Source organism: Pseudomonas tohonis (assembly GCF_012767755.2).
Lineage (GTDB): Bacteria > Pseudomonadota > Gammaproteobacteria > Pseudomonadales > Pseudomonadaceae > Metapseudomonas > Metapseudomonas tohonis.
Window position 1 is genome coordinate 5,255,495 of record NZ_AP023189.1, and the last position, 14,616, is coordinate 5,270,110.

At 66.9% G+C, this 14,616-nt stretch carries 13 protein-coding genes; 5 read left to right on the forward strand and 8 right to left on the reverse strand.

The features are described 5' to 3' along the window. Nucleotides 1-92 precede the first annotated feature (92 nt). From HSX14_RS24130 to HSX14_RS24140, 3 genes are all read right to left on the reverse strand, one after another. On the reverse strand, nt 93-2,201 hold the full coding sequence (locus HSX14_RS24130) for a molybdopterin oxidoreductase family protein (protein WP_173175957.1): 2,109 nt from the start codon (nt 2,199-2,201) through the stop codon (nt 93-95). A 137-nt stretch (nt 2,202-2,338) separates the two neighbouring features. Further along, on the reverse strand, nt 2,339-2,776 hold the full coding sequence (locus HSX14_RS24135; protein ID WP_111261083.1) for a hypothetical protein: 438 nt from the start codon (nt 2,774-2,776) through the stop codon (nt 2,339-2,341). Nucleotides 2,777-2,867: 91 nt separating this feature from the next. After that, nucleotides 2,868-3,053 (reverse strand): hypothetical protein, encoded by a 186-nt coding sequence (locus HSX14_RS24140; protein ID WP_173175955.1) that lies wholly within the window; start codon nt 3,051-3,053, stop codon nt 2,868-2,870. 180 nt (nt 3,054-3,233) lie between these two features. Between HSX14_RS24140 and argF the strand changes: the two genes are divergently transcribed. After that, nucleotides 3,234-4,151: an ornithine carbamoyltransferase gene (gene argF / locus HSX14_RS24145; RefSeq protein WP_111261082.1), complete on the forward strand. Its 918-nt coding sequence runs from the start codon at nt 3,234-3,236 to the stop codon at nt 4,149-4,151. Continuing rightward, on the forward strand, nt 4,148-5,254 hold the full coding sequence (locus tag HSX14_RS24150) for an ABC transporter ATP-binding protein (RefSeq protein ID WP_173175953.1): 1,107 nt from the start codon (nt 4,148-4,150) through the stop codon (nt 5,252-5,254). Before argF ends, HSX14_RS24150 begins: the two co-directional genes overlap by 4 nt. On the opposite strand, the gene HSX14_RS24155 is transcribed toward HSX14_RS24150, so the two are convergent. The 4 genes from HSX14_RS24155 to ybaK form a co-directional block, all read right to left on the reverse strand. Continuing rightward, on the reverse strand, nt 5,236-6,306 hold the full coding sequence (locus HSX14_RS24155; RefSeq protein ID WP_173175951.1) for a GGDEF domain-containing protein: 1,071 nt from the start codon (nt 6,304-6,306) through the stop codon (nt 5,236-5,238). The two genes, HSX14_RS24150 and HSX14_RS24155, sit on opposite strands and share 19 nt — an antisense overlap. 64 nt (nt 6,307-6,370) lie before the next feature. Next, entirely contained in the window at nt 6,371-7,162 is a 792-nt protein-coding gene (locus HSX14_RS24160; RefSeq protein WP_173175949.1) for a substrate-binding periplasmic protein, read from the reverse strand. Nucleotides 7,163-7,201: 39 nt separating this feature from the next. Beyond that, nucleotides 7,202-8,698, reverse strand: a complete 1,497-nt coding sequence (gene glpK, locus HSX14_RS24165) for a glycerol kinase GlpK (RefSeq protein WP_173175947.1) — start codon at nt 8,696-8,698, stop codon at nt 7,202-7,204. A 29-nt stretch (nt 8,699-8,727) separates the two neighbouring features. Next, nucleotides 8,728-9,198, reverse strand: coding sequence for a Cys-tRNA(Pro) deacylase (gene ybaK, locus HSX14_RS24170; RefSeq protein WP_173175945.1), 471 nt, complete (start codon nt 9,196-9,198; stop codon nt 8,728-8,730). A gap of 106 nt (nt 9,199-9,304) precedes the next feature. Here ybaK and HSX14_RS24175 point away from each other — a divergent pair, with 106 nt between their 5' ends. Next, on the forward strand, nt 9,305-10,063 hold the full coding sequence (locus HSX14_RS24175; RefSeq protein WP_111261076.1) for a DeoR/GlpR family DNA-binding transcription regulator: 759 nt from the start codon (nt 9,305-9,307) through the stop codon (nt 10,061-10,063). A gap of 134 nt (nt 10,064-10,197) precedes the next feature. Continuing rightward, the gene (gene glpD / locus HSX14_RS24180) at nt 10,198-11,724 is read left to right on the forward strand and encodes a glycerol-3-phosphate dehydrogenase (protein ID WP_173175935.1); all 1,527 of its coding nucleotides are present in this window, start codon (nt 10,198-10,200) and stop codon (nt 11,722-11,724) included. Nucleotides 11,725-11,859: 135 nt separating this feature from the next. Here the strand turns inward: glpD and HSX14_RS24185 are convergent, their stop codons facing one another. Continuing rightward, entirely contained in the window at nt 11,860-12,852 is a 993-nt protein-coding gene (locus tag HSX14_RS24185; RefSeq protein ID WP_173175933.1) for an alpha/beta fold hydrolase, read from the reverse strand. Between the two features lie 374 nt (nt 12,853-13,226). On the opposite strand from HSX14_RS24185, the gene glyA reads away from it, so the two are divergent. Continuing rightward, entirely contained in the window at nt 13,227-14,483 is a 1,257-nt protein-coding gene (gene glyA, locus HSX14_RS24190; RefSeq protein ID WP_175384282.1) for a serine hydroxymethyltransferase, read from the forward strand. Nucleotides 14,484-14,616 lie beyond the last annotated feature (133 nt).

Here is a 14,616-nt window from a genome sequence, read left to right on the forward strand (position 1 = left end):
TACCTCGGCTGAACGTTCCGACTCGTCGGTCGGCAGGATGGCGGCATTGTAACGGAAGTCCGAGCTCAACGCTCGGACTTGCCCCGCGACATTCAGGCCGCCACCACCTCCACCGGCACGCCATTGAGCGCGGCGTTGCCGGAGACCACATCCAGATACCGCTCGTCGGTCAGGTCGTTGGCACTGGCCCCCGGCTGCTCGCTGGCGATGCCCATCATCACGCCCGGGCGCGCATGTCCCCAGCCGTGGGGCAGGCTGACGACGCCAGCCATCATCTCCTCGCTGGCCGCCACCTCGACCTCGATCATCCCGACCCGCGACCGCACCTTCACCCGCTGACCATCGACCAGCCCACGACGCTCCAGGTCGCCCGGGTTCATCAGCAACTGGTGACGCGGCTTGCCCTTCACCAGCCGGTGGTAGTTGTGCATCCAGGAATTGTTGCTGCGTACGTGACGCCGGCCGATCAGCACCAGCCCGCCTTCCTCGGGCGCGGCCTGCGTGGCGAAGCGGGCCAGGTCGTCGAGGAAGATCGAGGGGGCTGCGACCACGCGCTTGTCGGTCGTTTTCAGGCGACCCGCCAGGTTGGGCTTGAGCGCGCCCAGGTCCAGTCCGTGGGGGAACTCGCCCAGGCGCTGCACGGACAGCTTGTGCTCGGAACGATCGCCATAGGGGCCGAAGCGCAGGCCCATGTCGATCATCTGCCTGGGCTCCAGGGTCGGCTTCAGCTCCACGCCGGTACGCGCCGCGAACGCCTTGGCCAGTCCGACGAAGATCTCCCAGTCATGCAATGCACCCTGCGGCTTGGCCAGCACCGGCTCGTTGAAGCGGGTGACGTTACGCACGGCGAAGAGGTTGAAGGTGGTGTCGTAGTGATCATGTTCCAGCGGCGCGGTGGGCGGCAGGATCAGGTCGGCGTAGCGCGTCGTCTCGTTGATGTAGAGGTCGATGCTGAGCATGAACTCCAGCCCGTCGAGGGCCTGTTCGAGGCGTCGCCCGTTGGGGGTGGACAGCACCGGATTGCCGGCGACCGTCACCAACGCGCGGACCTGTCCCTCGCCCGGGGTCAGCATCTCCTCGGCCAGGGCCGAGACGGGCAGCTCGCCACCGTACTCCGGCAGCCCGGAGACGCGACTCTGCCAACGGTTGAAATGACCGCCCGAAGTGGTTGCGACCAGGTCCACGGCCGGCTCCGTGCAGAGCACGCCGCCGACGCTGTCGACGTTGCCGGTGACCAGGTTGATCACCTGGATCAGCCACTGGCAAAGGCTGCCGAAGGCCTGGGTGGAAACCCCCATGCGCCCGTAGCAGACGGCGCTCCCGGCAGCGGCGAAGTCACGCGCCAGCTGGCGGATGGCGGCGGGATCGATGCCGCAACGCGGGCCCATGGCCTCGGCGGTGAACGCGGCGATGGCACGGCGAACCTCGTCCAGCCCGTCGACCGCCAGGTGCGTCGGACGGCCAAGCCCCTCTTCGAACAGGGTGTTGAGCAATGCCAGCAGCAGCGCTGCATCCTGCCCCGGCCGCACGAACAGGTGCTGGTCGGCGATGGCGGCCGTCTCGCTGCGACGCGGGTCCACCACCACCAGGCGGCCGCCGCGCGCCTTGATGGCCTTCAGGCGCTTCTCCACGTCGGGCACGGTCATGATGCTGCCGTTGGACGCCAGCGGGTTGCCGCCGAGGATCAGCATGAAATCGGTGTGGTCGATGTCGGGGATGGGGATCAGCAGGCCGTGGCCGTACATCTGCTGGCTCACCAGGTGGTGGGGCAACTGGTCCACGGAGGTGGCGGAGAAGCGGCTGCGGGTCTTCAGCAGGCCCAGGAAGTAGTTGCTATGGGTCATCAACCCATAGTTGTGCACGCTCGGGTTGCCCTGGTACACGGCCACTGCGTTATTGCCGTGGCGCGCCTGGATGTCGGCCATGCGCTCCGCCACCAGTGCGAACGCCTCGTCCCAGCCGATGGGTTGCCACTCGCTGCCGGCGCGGCGCATGGGCTGGCGAAGGCGGTCGGGGTCGTTCTGGATGTCCTGAAGGGCCACGGCCTTGGGACAGATGTGGCCACGGCTGAAACTGTCCTGGGCATCCCCCTTGATGGACAGGATGTGCCGGGAGCCATCTTCCCGATCCTCGGTTTCGATGGTCAGCCCGCAGATGGCTTCGCAGAGATGGCATGCACGGTGGTGGACGGACTTGGTCATGGCCTTGCCTCATGTTCTTGTGTCGAGACGACCGGTCGGGTCGCAAGAGCAGAACTATGGAAGCAGATCGATCGGTCGGCCAGTAGATTCAACGATATGAATCGGCAGGCATCAGGCCTGCCGATTCGCTTCGCGGGTCAGCGGATGGACTGGATGGTGCCCTTGTTGCCGGTCACCTTGGCGCTCACTTTCTTGAAGACGAAATAGTCCTGGATGGTGAGCTCGTAGCGCGGCGCCACGATCAGGTCGGCACCGGAGGATTTGACGGCCTTGAACGCGGCAGCGGATTTCACCGCCGAGATGGGATCGGGCCCGAAAGGCAGGCTGCCACCGGCATCACCGCCGTAGACCACGCCATCGGCGAACTGGGAGTCGCCGCCGAATTGCAGGAAGTGGAACAGGATGTTCACTTCGGACTGCCCGCTGATCGGCTCGCCTACCGCCACATCGGCCTTCAGGCCGGTCTTTACGTTGCCGTTGAGCGGTGAGCTCGGCTGGCTGACGTTGTAGCTGCTGCAACCGGTCATACCGGCGATAGCGACGACCAGGGCGGCAGGTACGAGGAACTTCTTCATTGGTATCTCCATGATCAGAACATGCTGGCCGGGCCCAGCATCCATAAGCGGGCCCCGCCCTCGAAACCGAGTGATTTCGAGGCGGCACAAGCTAGCAACGCGCCCTGTGTCGCATAAGTTCATGCAGGCTGATTTGTCCCTTGGAAATTTCCCAAACCCCGCCTTTTCGCCGAATTTCCTTGCATTCGGTCAATGCGTCCGCACCATCCGGCAGCACGCCCTGCCGATCGGTCGGGATGATCTGCGCCACAACCTCGAACCAGACGTCGAGGAACACGCACGCACATCTCTGGCACGGGCCCCTCGAGGCACTGGTTGGCAGAGTGCGACAATTCCTTATAAGATCGCGCCTCCCCCTATTCCGTCGCCCCGTGCGGCTTAGCCCGCCGGTCCCGCCTGCTTTTCCCTGAAAAAACCGACCAGGACCCGCGGCCAGAGGCAAAAAAGGTAGTCAGCAATGAGCGCAAGGCACTTTCTCTCCCTGATGGATTGCACCCCCCAGGAGCTGAGCAGCCTGATCCGTCGAGCCATCGAGCTGAAGGACCTGCGCCACCGAGGCGTCCCCTACGAGCCCCTGAAAAGCCGCGTGCTGGGCATGATCTTCGAGAAGGCCTCCACCCGCACCCGCCTCTCCTTCGAGGCAGGCATGATCCAGCTCGGCGGCCAGGCGATCTTCCTCTCGCCCCGCGACACTCAGCTGGGCCGGGGCGAGCCGATCAGCGACTGCGCCATCGTCATGTCGCGCATGCTCGATGCGGTGATGATCCGCACCTTCGCCCACAGCAAGCTGGTGGAATTCGCCGCCAACTCCCGCGTACCGGTGATCAACGGCCTGTCCGACGATCTGCACCCCTGCCAGTTGCTGGCCGACATGCAGACCTTCCAGGAACACCGCGGCGCCATCCAGGGCAAGACCGTGGCCTGGATCGGCGATGGCAACAACATGTGCAACACCTATATAGAAGCGGCGATCCAGTTCGATTTCCGCCTCAACGTCGCCTGCCCCGAGGGCTTCGAGCCCAACCCGGCGTTCCTCGCCCAGGCCGGCGACCGCGTGCAGGTGATGCGTGACCCGCGCGAAGCGGTACGCGGCGCCCACCTGGTGAGCACCGACGTCTGGACCTCCATGGGCCAGGAAGAGGAAACCGCTCGGCGCCTGGCGCTGTTCAAGCCCTACCAGGTGAACCAGGCGCTGCTTGCGCTGGCCGATGAAGCGGTTATCTTCATGCACTGCCTGCCGGCGCACCGGGGCGAGGAAATCAGCATGGACCTGCTCGACGACCCGCGTTCCGTGGCCTGGGACCAGGCAGAAAACCGTCTGCATGCGCAAAAGGCGCTGCTGGAACTCCTCGTCGAACACGCGTCCCGAGCATGAGCCACGAACTGCTTCTAAACCTGCGCAACCTGAGCTGCGGCTACCAGGACCAGCGCGTCGTACAGAACCTCAACCTGCACCTCAACGCCGGCGACATCGGTTGCCTGCTGGGGCCGTCCGGATGCGGCAAGACCACCACCCTGCGCGCCATCGCCGGCTTCGAGCCCGTATTCGAAGGCGAGATAGTGCTGGCCGGCGAGGTGATCTCCAGGGCCGGCTTCACCCTGGCCCCGGAAAAACGTCGCATCGGCATGGTGTTCCAGGACTACGCGCTGTTCCCCCATCTGACGGTGGAGGAGAACGTCGCCTTCGGCATCCGCAAGCACCCCGAGCGCCAGCGCATCACCGGCGAGCTGCTGGAGCTGGTCAAGCTCGGCCACCTCGCCAAGCGCTACCCCAACGAGCTCTCCGGCGGCCAGCAGCAACGCGTGTCCCTGGCCCGCGCCCTGGCGCCGGAGCCGGCGCTGCTGCTGCTCGACGAGCCCTTCTCCAACCTCGATGGCGAGCTGCGCCGCCGCCTCAGCCACGAGGTGCGCGATATCCTCAAGGCCCGCGGCACCAGCGCCGTGCTGGTGACCCACGACCAGGAAGAGGCCTTCGCGGTCAGCGACCAGGTCGGTGTGTTCAACAACGGCAACCTGGAGCAGTGGGACACCCCCTACAACCTCTACCACGAGCCGGCGACCCCCTTCGTCGCCAGCTTCGTCGGCCAGGGCTACTTCATCCGTGGCCAGCAGGTCTGCCCGGATACGGTCCAGACCGAGCTCGGGGTGATCAGCGGCAACCGTGCCTACGCCTGGCCGGAAGGCAGCGCAGTGGATGTGCTGCTGCGCCCGGACGACATCGTCCCGGCGCCCGATGGCACGCTCAGGGCACTGGTGACCGGCAAGACCTTCCTCGGCGCCGCCACCCTCTACCGCCTGCAACTGCCCACCGGCACCCAGCTGGAAGCCATATTCCCCAGCCATGCCGACCACCAGCCCGGCCAGCACGTGGGCATCCGCGTGGCCGCCGACCACCTGGTGGTGTTCCCCGCCAACGGCAGCATCGCCACCCAGGCCGTGCAGGACGCGGGCGTGCGCCGCTACAGCACGGCGAGCTGATCGCGGCCGCTGTGCTTGGCCTCATAGAGCGCCATGTCGACCCGCAGCAGGCTGTCCTCCCAGGACTCGCCGGGCCGATAGGCGCTGACCCCGAGGGACAGCGTCAGCTTCAGGCCCGGGCATTGATCCCAGTGCGCGGCGCGCACCTTGGCCTGCAAGCGCTCCAGCATCACCTCGGCGCCCGCCTCGTTGGTGCGTGAAAGCACCAACAGGAACTCCTCGCCGCCCAGCCGCGCGACGAAGTCCACGTCCCTCACCGAGTCCTGGAGCATCTTCGACAATTGCCGCAGCACCGCGTCGCCGCAGCCGTGGCCATAGCGATCGTTGACGTTCTTGAAGTAGTCCAGGTCCACCAGGCAGAGCACGAAGCCATAGTCGCCACGATCGGCCAGGGCCTTCTGCTGAGTCAGGATGTCCTTGGTGAACCGGCGGTTGTAGAGCCCGGTGAGCTCATCGGTGATGGCCAGCTTCTGGATGCTTTCCAGGGCCACGCGCAGATCGTTGTTGCGCTGCACCAGGCTGCGCCGCAGGCCGTTCATCTCCAGCGAAAGCAGGCCGACACCGGTCAGCAGCACGAAGAACTCCACCGCCTGGATCGCCTCGCTGTGCAGGTCGAGTTCCCGCCCCGCGGCGACCAGCGAGCTGATGAGCAGGGCGTAGCACACAGCGGTCAGCAGGATCACCAGCAGGAAGCCGCGCAGCTGCAGGCGGAAGGTACCGAACATCAGCACCAGCAGCACCGTCATCAGAAACAGCAGGCGCAGCTCGCCGGCATGGTAGGCGGTGGCGAAGATCACGCAGATCGCCCAGCTCATCAGCGGCAGCGTCAGGCTGGGATCGTGGAAGCGCAGGTTGAGGTTGCTGCGCACCAGGGCCAGGAACGCCAGGCAACTGAGCCCGACCAGGCCCGTGAGCAGGAGCATGCCGCCCAGGCTCAGGCCCAGGTAGCCGGCGGCGTGCGCCGACCAGCACAACAGCAGGAACAACAACGATGCACCGCTGGCCAGCGATACCCTTCGCAGGCGCAACAGCTGATGTCGGGAGGGCTGCATGGGCTCCCCTTTCTTGGCGATGAATGGCCGGGAGTATAGACAGGCGTCGTGATCCCGCCGCCAATCAGGGCGTCGTCACGCCATAGCTGCGCATCAGCGCATCCAGCCGGCCCGAAGCCCGATAGCGCTGCAGCCCCTCCTCGAACAGGGCGTTGTAGCGTGCGCTGGCCTCGATGGCGGGGGAAAACGCCAGGTAGATGGGCACATCCGGGGCGCGGCAGCCCGCCGCCTGCAGGCGATCCTGCTGGCGGGTGCGGGCCAGCAGGTTCTCCATCACCCAGCTGTTCTCCACCGTGGCATCGAGGCGCCCGAAGCGCACCTTCTCCACGTTCATCTCCAGAGCCTGCTCGCCCGAAACCACCTGCACCCGGTCGCCTTTCGCGCGGTGCATGCGGACGTAGGCATCGATCTCCTGCCCATAGCTGTAGCTGTTGATGGTGCCCAGGCGCACCTGCGCGAGCGAACCCAGCCCCTGGTAGCGCCAGGACGCCCCCTGGGCGACGTAGAAGCACATGCGCGAGATACCCGGCGCCGTGGGCGTGTAGAGGAAATCGGGAGCGTCCTGGATACCGGCGCCGATCACCGCGTTGAGCTTGCCGGTGCGGGCATCGCTGATGGCGCGCGCCCAGTTGACCACCCGGTACTCAACCTGGATGCCGGACTCGGCGAAGATGTCCCGCGCCAGCTCGACGAAGATGCCCGGCTTGGTCGAGCCGGGCGCGCAGTTGATCGGGCACCAGATATCGCCGGCAATGACCAGCGTTTCGGCGCGAACGGGGCCGATGGCGAACAACGCGGCCAGCCCGAAGGCCAGGCCGCGCGCACGGCGATGACGGAAAGAATCCCTGAAATACACGTAGAACTCCCTGTATTGCGAACAGCTCCAGAGCGCAGCTTACGCCTCGCTGGCCTCGCTGCGTACCCGCTGGACGGCATCCAGCCATCCCTCGTAAAGCCTGGCCCGGTGCGCGCTCGCCATGTGCGGGGTGAAGCGCTGCTGGCGGTGCCAGTGTCGGGCGATCTCGTCGAGGTCGCGGTACAGCCCCGCCTTCAGGCCCGCCAGGTAGGCGGCGCCCAGGGCGGTGGTCTCGGTGACCTCGGGGCGCTCCACCGCCACGCCGAGGATATCGGCGAGGAACTGCATCACCCAGTTGTTCTCCACCATGCCGCCGTCCACCCGCAGCGCGCTGGGCGCCGCCGCGCCATCCTGGCTCATGGCTTCGAGCAGGTCGCGGGTCTGGTAGCAGACCGACTGCAGGCCGGCGGTGACGATTTCCTTGATCCCGGTGTCGCGGGTCAGGCCGAAGATCGCGCCACGGGCGCGCGGGTCCCAGTAAGGAGCGCCCAGGCCGGTGAAGGCCGGCACCAGGTAGACGCCGCAGGCATCGCCGGTCTGCTCGGCCAGCGCCTCGGTATCGCGGGCATGGCTGATCAGCTTGATGCCGTCGCGCAGCCATTGCACCGCCGCGCCGGCGACGAAGATGCTGCCTTCCACCGCGTAGGTGACCTTGCCATTCAAACGATAGCCGACGGTGGTGAGCAGGCGGTTGCGCGAGGTGACGGGCGTCTCGCCGGTGTTCTGGATCAGGAAGCAGCCGGTGCCGTAGGTGCTCTTGACCATGCCCGGCTGGAAGCAGGCCTGGCCGATCAGCGCGGCCTGCTGGTCGCCGGCCATGCCCAGCACCGGAATCGCGGCGCCCAGCAGCGGCGCCTCGGTGGTACCGAAGTCGGCGGCGCTGTCGAGCACCTCGGGCAGCAGGCTGGCGGGGATCTCGAACAGCTTGAGCAGTGCCTCGTCCCACTGCTGGGTGTGGATGTTGAAGAGCATGGTCCGCGACGCATTGGTGGCGTCGGTGCGGTGCGCCTTGCCGCCGGTCAGCCGCCACAGCAGGAAGCAGTCGACGGTGCCGAAGCGCAGCTCGCCCTTCTCCGCGCGTTCGCGGGCACCCGGCACGTTGTCGAGGATCCAGCGCAGCTTGGTGGCGGAGAAATAGGGGTCGATCAGCAGGCCGGTGCGGCGCGATACCTCGTCCTCGTGGCCGGCCTCCTTCATCGTCGAGCAATAGTCGGCGGTGCGCCGGTCCTGCCAGACGATGGCCGGGTGGATCGGCGTGCCGGTCGCGGCGTCCCACACCAGGGTGGTCTCGCGCTGGTTGGTGATGCCGATGGCGGCGATCTCGGACGCGGGCATCCCGCTCTTCTGGATCGCCTCGCGGCAGACCTTGAGCGTGGTCAGCCAGATTTCCTCGCCGTCATGCTCGACCCAGCCGTCCTTGGGGAAGTACTGCTTGAACTCCTGCTGGGCGCGCGCAACGGGCAGGCCCTGGGCGCTGAAGACGATGGCACGACTGCTGGTCGTGCCCTGATCGATGGCAAGTAGGTACTGGGCCATATGCAGGCTTCCTTGTTGTTATGGGGGCGTCACTCGCGGCCGATCGCCGCGAACTGCGCCTGGGTGTGCTGGGCCAGGGTGTCCGCACTCAGCTCGACCTCCAGGCCACGCCGGCCGGCGCTGACATGGATGGTCGGGTGCGAACAGGCCGATTCGTCGATGAAGGTGCGCAGGCGCTTCTTCTGCCCCAGCGGGCTGATGCCGCCCACCAGGTAGCCGGTGGCGCGCTGGGCCGCGTCCGCCGCCGCCATGTCCGCCTTCTTGGCCCCGGCCGCATGGGCCAGCGCCTTCAGGTCGAGGGTCCCGGCCACCGGCACCACGGCCACCAGCAGCTCGCCTTTCTCGGTGGCGGCCAGCAGCGTCTTGAACACCCGCGCCGGGTCCAGGCCGAGCTTCTCGGCCGCTTCCAGCCCATAGGAAGGCGCCTTGGGATCGTGGGTGTAGCTGAGCACCCTGTGCTCGGCCTTGGCTTTCTTAAGCAGATCGATGGCAGGCGTCATGTTCGATAGTGAAAACAGGAGGGCGAATTGGGCGTACCTTAGCTGAAAAGTCGCCGTTCGGCAGCACGTCGCTATAATGCGCGACAAAAATCCGGAAGCCCTTCCCATGACCTTGGCGCCCCGCCAGCAGGAAATCCTCGACCTCGCCCGCGACCGCGGCTACGTCAGCATCGACGAGCTGGCCCAGGCCTTCGCGGTGACCCCCCAGACCATCCGCCGCGACATCAACCAGCTCGCCGAGCAGGGCCTGCTGCGGCGCACCCACGGCGGCGCCGCCAGCGAGGCGTCGAGCATCCAGAACACCGCCTACGCCATGCGCGCCGGACAGATGCGCGACGAGAAGCAGCGCATCGCCGAAGCCGTGGCGGCGCTGATCCCGGACCACGCCTCGCTGTTCATCAACATCGGCACCACCACCGAGGCCATCGCCCGGGAACTGCTGGGCCACAAGGGCCTGAAGGTGATCACCAACAACCTGCACGTGGCCGCGCAACTGGCCGACCGCCCGGACTTCGAGGTGCTGGTGGCCGGCGGCACGGTGCGCAGCGACGGCGGCATCGTCGGCCAGTCGGCGGTGGACTTCATCCAGCAGTTCAAGGTGGACTTCGCCATCGTCGGCATCAGCGGCATCGACGACGACGGCAGCCTGCTGGATTTCGACTACCAGGAAGTGCGCGTCTCCCAGGCCATCATCGACAACGCCCGCCAGGTCCTGCTGGCCGCTGACTCCAGCAAGTTCGGCCGCAACGCCGTGGTCCGCCTGGGCTCCATCGCCCTGGTCGACCGCATGATCACCGACCACGCGCCCTCCCCCGCCCTGGCCCGCCTGATGGCCGAGCACAAGGTCCACCTCGACCTGGTCTGAGCCCCCCGCCGCCCGATCCCTTTCGTCGCCCACCCGCCGGCCACCACGCCGGCGGGCTGGCGATTTCATGCGTATTCGTCTAGCATTTTTCGGAAACGAACATACAAAGTTCACTTTCGACTTCCGGTGCCCGCATGAACCCTCCGATGAGCCGCAAATCGCCCATTTCCGAAGTCTATGACCTCGCCGTCGTCGGCGGCGGCATCAATGGTGTGGGCATCGCCGCCGATGCGGCGGGCCGTGGACTGTCCGTTTTCCTTTGCGAAAAGGACGACCTCGCCCAACACACCTCCTCCGCCAGCAGCAAGCTGATCCACGGCGGCCTGCGCTACCTGGAGCACTATGAATTCCGCCTGGTGCGCGAGGCCCTGGCCGAGCGCGAGGTGCTGCTGGCCAAGGCGCCGCACATCGTCCGCCCCATGCGCTTCGTGCTGCCGCACCGCCCGCACCTGCGTCCGGCCTGGATGATCCGCGCCGGCCTGTTCCTCTACGACCACCTCGGCAAGCGCGAGAAGCTGCCGGGTTCCCGCGGCCTGAAGTTCGGCGCCGGCAGCCCGCTGAAGGCGGACATCGCCCGCGGTTTCGAGTATTCCGACTGCTGGGTCGACGACGCCCGCCTGGTGGTACTCAACGCCATGGCCGCCCGCGAGCACGGTGCCCATGTCCACACCCGTACCCGCTGCGTCAGCGCCCGTCGCAGCAAGGGCCTGTGGCACATCCACCTGGAGCGCGCCGACGGCACTCTGCTGTCGATCCGCGCCCGCGCCCTGGTCAACGCCGCCGGCCCCTGGGTCGCGAAGTTCATCAAGGACGACCTCAAGCAGAAATCGCCCTACGGCATCCGCCTGATCCAGGGCAGCCACATCGTCGTGCCGAGGCTGTACGAGGGTGAACACGCCTACATCCTGCAGAACGAGGATCGGCGCATCGTCTTCGCCATCCCCTACCTCGAGCGCTTCACCCTGATCGGCACCACCGACCGCGAATACCAGGGCGACCCGGCCAAGGTGGCCATCAGCGCCGAGGAAACCGCCTACCTGCTGGACGTGGTCAACCGCCACTTCAAGCAGCAGATCGGCGAGAAGGACATCCTGCGCACCTACTCCGGCGTCCGCCCGCTGTGCGATGACGAGTCGGACGACCCGTCCGCCGTCACCCGCGACTACACCCTGTCCCTGGAAGCCCACCCGGGCGAGGCGCCGCTGCTCTCGGTGTTCGGCGGCAAGCTCACCACCTACCGCAAGCTCGCCGAATCCGCCCTGGCCCAGCTGGCGCCCTTCTTCCCCAACGCCAAGCCGAGCTGGACCGCCAGCCAGCCGCTCCCCGGCGGGGAACAGATGAACAGCCAGGCCGAACTGGCCGAAGCCCTGTGCAACCGTTTCGGCTGGCTGCCCGACAGCCTGGCGCGGCGCTGGGCCGGCACCTACGGCAGCCGCACTTGGGCGCTGCTGGACGGCGTGCAGAACCTCACCGACCTGGGCGAACACCTGGGCAGTGGCCTGTACACGCGTGAAGTGGATTACCTGTGCCGCGAGGAGTGGGCCACCGGCCTGGACGACATCCTCTGGCGCCGCACCAAGCTCGGCCTGTTCATGACCCCCGGCCAGCAGGAGCGCCTCGCCCAGTACCTGCTCAACCGCCCCAAGGCCGACGCCGCCTGACACGGAACCCCCGTAGGGTGGGCTTCAGCCCACCGATGGACGCTCCAGGATTATCCGGTCATCCCCCACTTCGCGCCAGGCTCCCCGGGCTGAAGCCTAGGCCCACTACCCCCTCTCCCCCCTCCAGCGATGAGCTCACAGCTGCGCCACGTGCCCATCCACCTGCCGGTGGGCCAGCAGGTGCGGCAGTACCGCCGCCAGCAGGGGCTCCTTGAAAGCCTCCTGGAAGCGGTGGGCCAGGCCCGGGATCAGCTTCAGCTCCGACCCCTTGATATGCGCCGCCACATGCACGCCATGCATCACCGGCAGCAACGGATCGGCGGTGCCGTGCACCACCAGGGTCGGCACGCTCAGGCGGTTGAGCATCTCCACCCGGCTCGGCTCGGCGAGGATCGCCAGCATCTGCCGCTGCACCCCCTCGGGGTTGAAGGCGCGGTCATAGGCCCGCGCGGCCTGTTGCAGCAGTTGCGCACGGTCATCGGCCACCTCCGGGCTGCCCAGTGCCGCCAGAAGATCGGCCTGCTGCTCAAGCGCCACCTCGCGGCTCGGCGCCTCGCGACGGGCCAGCAGGGCGATCAGCGCATGGCTCGGAGCCGGCAGCCCCTGGGCGCCGGAACTGGTCATCACAAGGGTCAGGCTCAGCACCCGTTCCGGCGCGATATCGGCCACATGCTGGGCGATCATCCCGCCCATGCTCGCGCCCAGTACATGGGCCTGGCGGATGTTCAGGGCGTCCATCAGGCTCAGTGCGTCCCCCGCCATGTCACGCAGGCTGTAGGGCGCCTGCACCGGGAAGCCCAGGCGGTAGCGCAGCGCCTCGTAGGTCAGGTTGGCGGCAGGTTCAGGGTGACTCCAGGCGGACAGGCCGACATCACGGTTGTCATAGCGGATCACCCGGAACCCCCGCTCGCAGAGCGCCGCCACCACCTCGTCCGGCCAGTGGATCAACTGCCCGCCCAGCCCCATGATCAGCAGCAGGGCCGGGTCCTTTTCCTCGCCGATGCTCTGGTAGGCCAGGCGCACCTCGCCCAGGTGCACGGTCTCCGTCGGCACCTGCGTATCGCAGCGCGCGGAGGCAAAAGCTGGCAGGCCGCACAGCAAGGCGGCGAGAAAAATGAAAAGGCGCATGATGAAAATCCAGAACGCAAAACCCCAGTGAAACGCGATTCTGATGAATCCCTTTCGCTCGCACTGCCACACAACCGTGACAATTTCATGAAGGGCGCCCAACGGTCGTTGCAGGCTCGTGCATGGCCCCTCCCCGACAGCTCGTAGCGATTTCATTCCAGCGTATCGACAACGCTACAGCCGCTGCGGGCCATGGCAGCCGTGAGTCTGACCGCCACCGGGCCGCACCGGTTCGGACGGCTGTAGCGAAATCCCTACAGCGGCGCCGCAGCGCGAGGCCGGCCCAGCGAGCAACCCATTGATAAACCTGGCTTTCCCGGCACTGGCACCACCCTTGCTATCGCCCTCCCCAGGACCATGACCGAGGACGTCCCATGTTCAGCAAGCACGACCAGATCCAGGGCTACGACGACGAACTGTTCAGCGCCATGCAGGAAGAGGAGCGCCGCCAGGAAGACCACATCGAGCTGATCGCCTCCGAGAACTACACCAGCCAGCGGGTGATGCAGGCCCAGGGCAGCGGCCTGACCAACAAGTACGCCGAGGGCTACCCGGGCAAGCGCTACTACGGTGGCTGCGAATACGTCGACAAGGTCGAGCAACTGGCCATCGACCGCGCCAAGGCCCTGTTCGGCGCCGACTACGCCAACGTCCAGCCGCATTCCGGCTCCTCCGCCAACAGTGCCGTCTACCTGGCGCTGATCAATGCCGGCGACACCATCCTCGGCATGAGCCTGGCCCACGGCGGCCACCTGACCCACGGCGCCAAGGTGTCGTCCTCCGGCAAGCTCTACAACGCCGTGCAGTACGGCATCGACACCAGCACCGGGCTGATCGACTACGACGAGCTCGAGCGCCTGGCCGTCGAGCACAAGCCGAAGATGATCGTCGCCGGCTTCTCCGCCTATTCGAAGACCCTCGACTTCCCGCGCTTCCGCGCCATCGCCGACAAGGTCGGGGCGCTGCTGTTCGTCGACATGGCCCACGTCGCCGGCCTGGTCGCCGCGGGCCTCTACCCCAACCCGCTGCCCTACGCCGACGTGGTCACCACCACCACCCACAAGACCCTGCGCGGCCCGCGCGGCGGCCTGATCCTCGCGCGCAAGAACGAGGAGATCGAGAAGAAGCTCAACTCCGCCGTGTTCCCCGGCGCCCAGGGCGGCCCGCTGATGCACGTCATCGCCGGCAAGGCGGTGTGCTTCAAGGAGGCACTGGAGCCCGGCTTCAAGACCTACCAGGCGCAGGTGATCAAGAACGCCCAGGCGATGGCCGGGGTGTTCATCGAGCGCGGCTTCGACGTGGTCTCCGGCGGCACCGACAACCACCTGTTCCTGGTCAGCCTGATCAAGCAGGGCCTGACCGGCAAGGACGCCGACGCCGCCCTGGGCCGCGCCGGCATCACCGTGAACAAGAACGCCGTGCCCAACGACCCGCAATCGCCCTTCGTCACCTCCGGCGTGCGCATCGGCACCCCGGCCATCACCACCCGTGGCTTCAAGGAAGAGCAGAGCGTCGCGCTGGCCGGCTGGATCTGCGACATCCTCGACCATCTCGGCGACGCCGATGTCGAGGCCCAGGTCGACAGGCAGGTGGCGGCCCTGTGCGCGGACTTCCCCGTCTATCGCGGTTGATCCCGGCCCGGACGCAAGGCGGCCCCAGGGCCGCCTTTTTCATGCCCTGCGCGCACCGCCAGGCGCCTCTCGACAGCCGCCCATCCATGAGGGAGACTCAACTTCCTTCCGCCTGCCACGAATTTCATTCATA

Coding starts and splice junctions, on each gene's coding strand:
- HSX14_RS24130 (WP_173175957.1), bottom strand. CDS start 2,201: ATGACCAAGTCCGTCCACCACCGTGCATGCCATCTCTGCGAAGCCATC.
- HSX14_RS24135 (WP_111261083.1), bottom strand. CDS start 2,776: ATGAAGAAGTTCCTCGTACCTGCCGCCCTGGTCGTCGCTATCGCCGGT.
- argF (WP_111261082.1), top strand. CDS start 3,234: ATGAGCGCAAGGCACTTTCTCTCCCTGATGGATTGCACCCCCCAGGAG.
- HSX14_RS24150 (WP_173175953.1), top strand. CDS start 4,148: ATGAGCCACGAACTGCTTCTAAACCTGCGCAACCTGAGCTGCGGCTAC.
- HSX14_RS24155 (WP_173175951.1), bottom strand. CDS start 6,306: ATGCAGCCCTCCCGACATCAGCTGTTGCGCCTGCGAAGGGTATCGCTG.
- glpK (WP_173175947.1), bottom strand. CDS start 8,698: ATGGCCCAGTACCTACTTGCCATCGATCAGGGCACGACCAGCAGTCGT.
- ybaK (WP_173175945.1), bottom strand. CDS start 9,198: ATGACGCCTGCCATCGATCTGCTTAAGAAAGCCAAGGCCGAGCACAGG.
- HSX14_RS24175 (WP_111261076.1), top strand. CDS start 9,305: ATGACCTTGGCGCCCCGCCAGCAGGAAATCCTCGACCTCGCCCGCGAC.
- glpD (WP_173175935.1), top strand. CDS start 10,198: ATGAACCCTCCGATGAGCCGCAAATCGCCCATTTCCGAAGTCTATGAC.
- HSX14_RS24185 (WP_173175933.1), bottom strand. CDS start 12,852: ATGCGCCTTTTCATTTTTCTCGCCGCCTTGCTGTGCGGCCTGCCAGCT.
- glyA (WP_175384282.1), top strand. CDS start 13,227: ATGTTCAGCAAGCACGACCAGATCCAGGGCTACGACGACGAACTGTTC.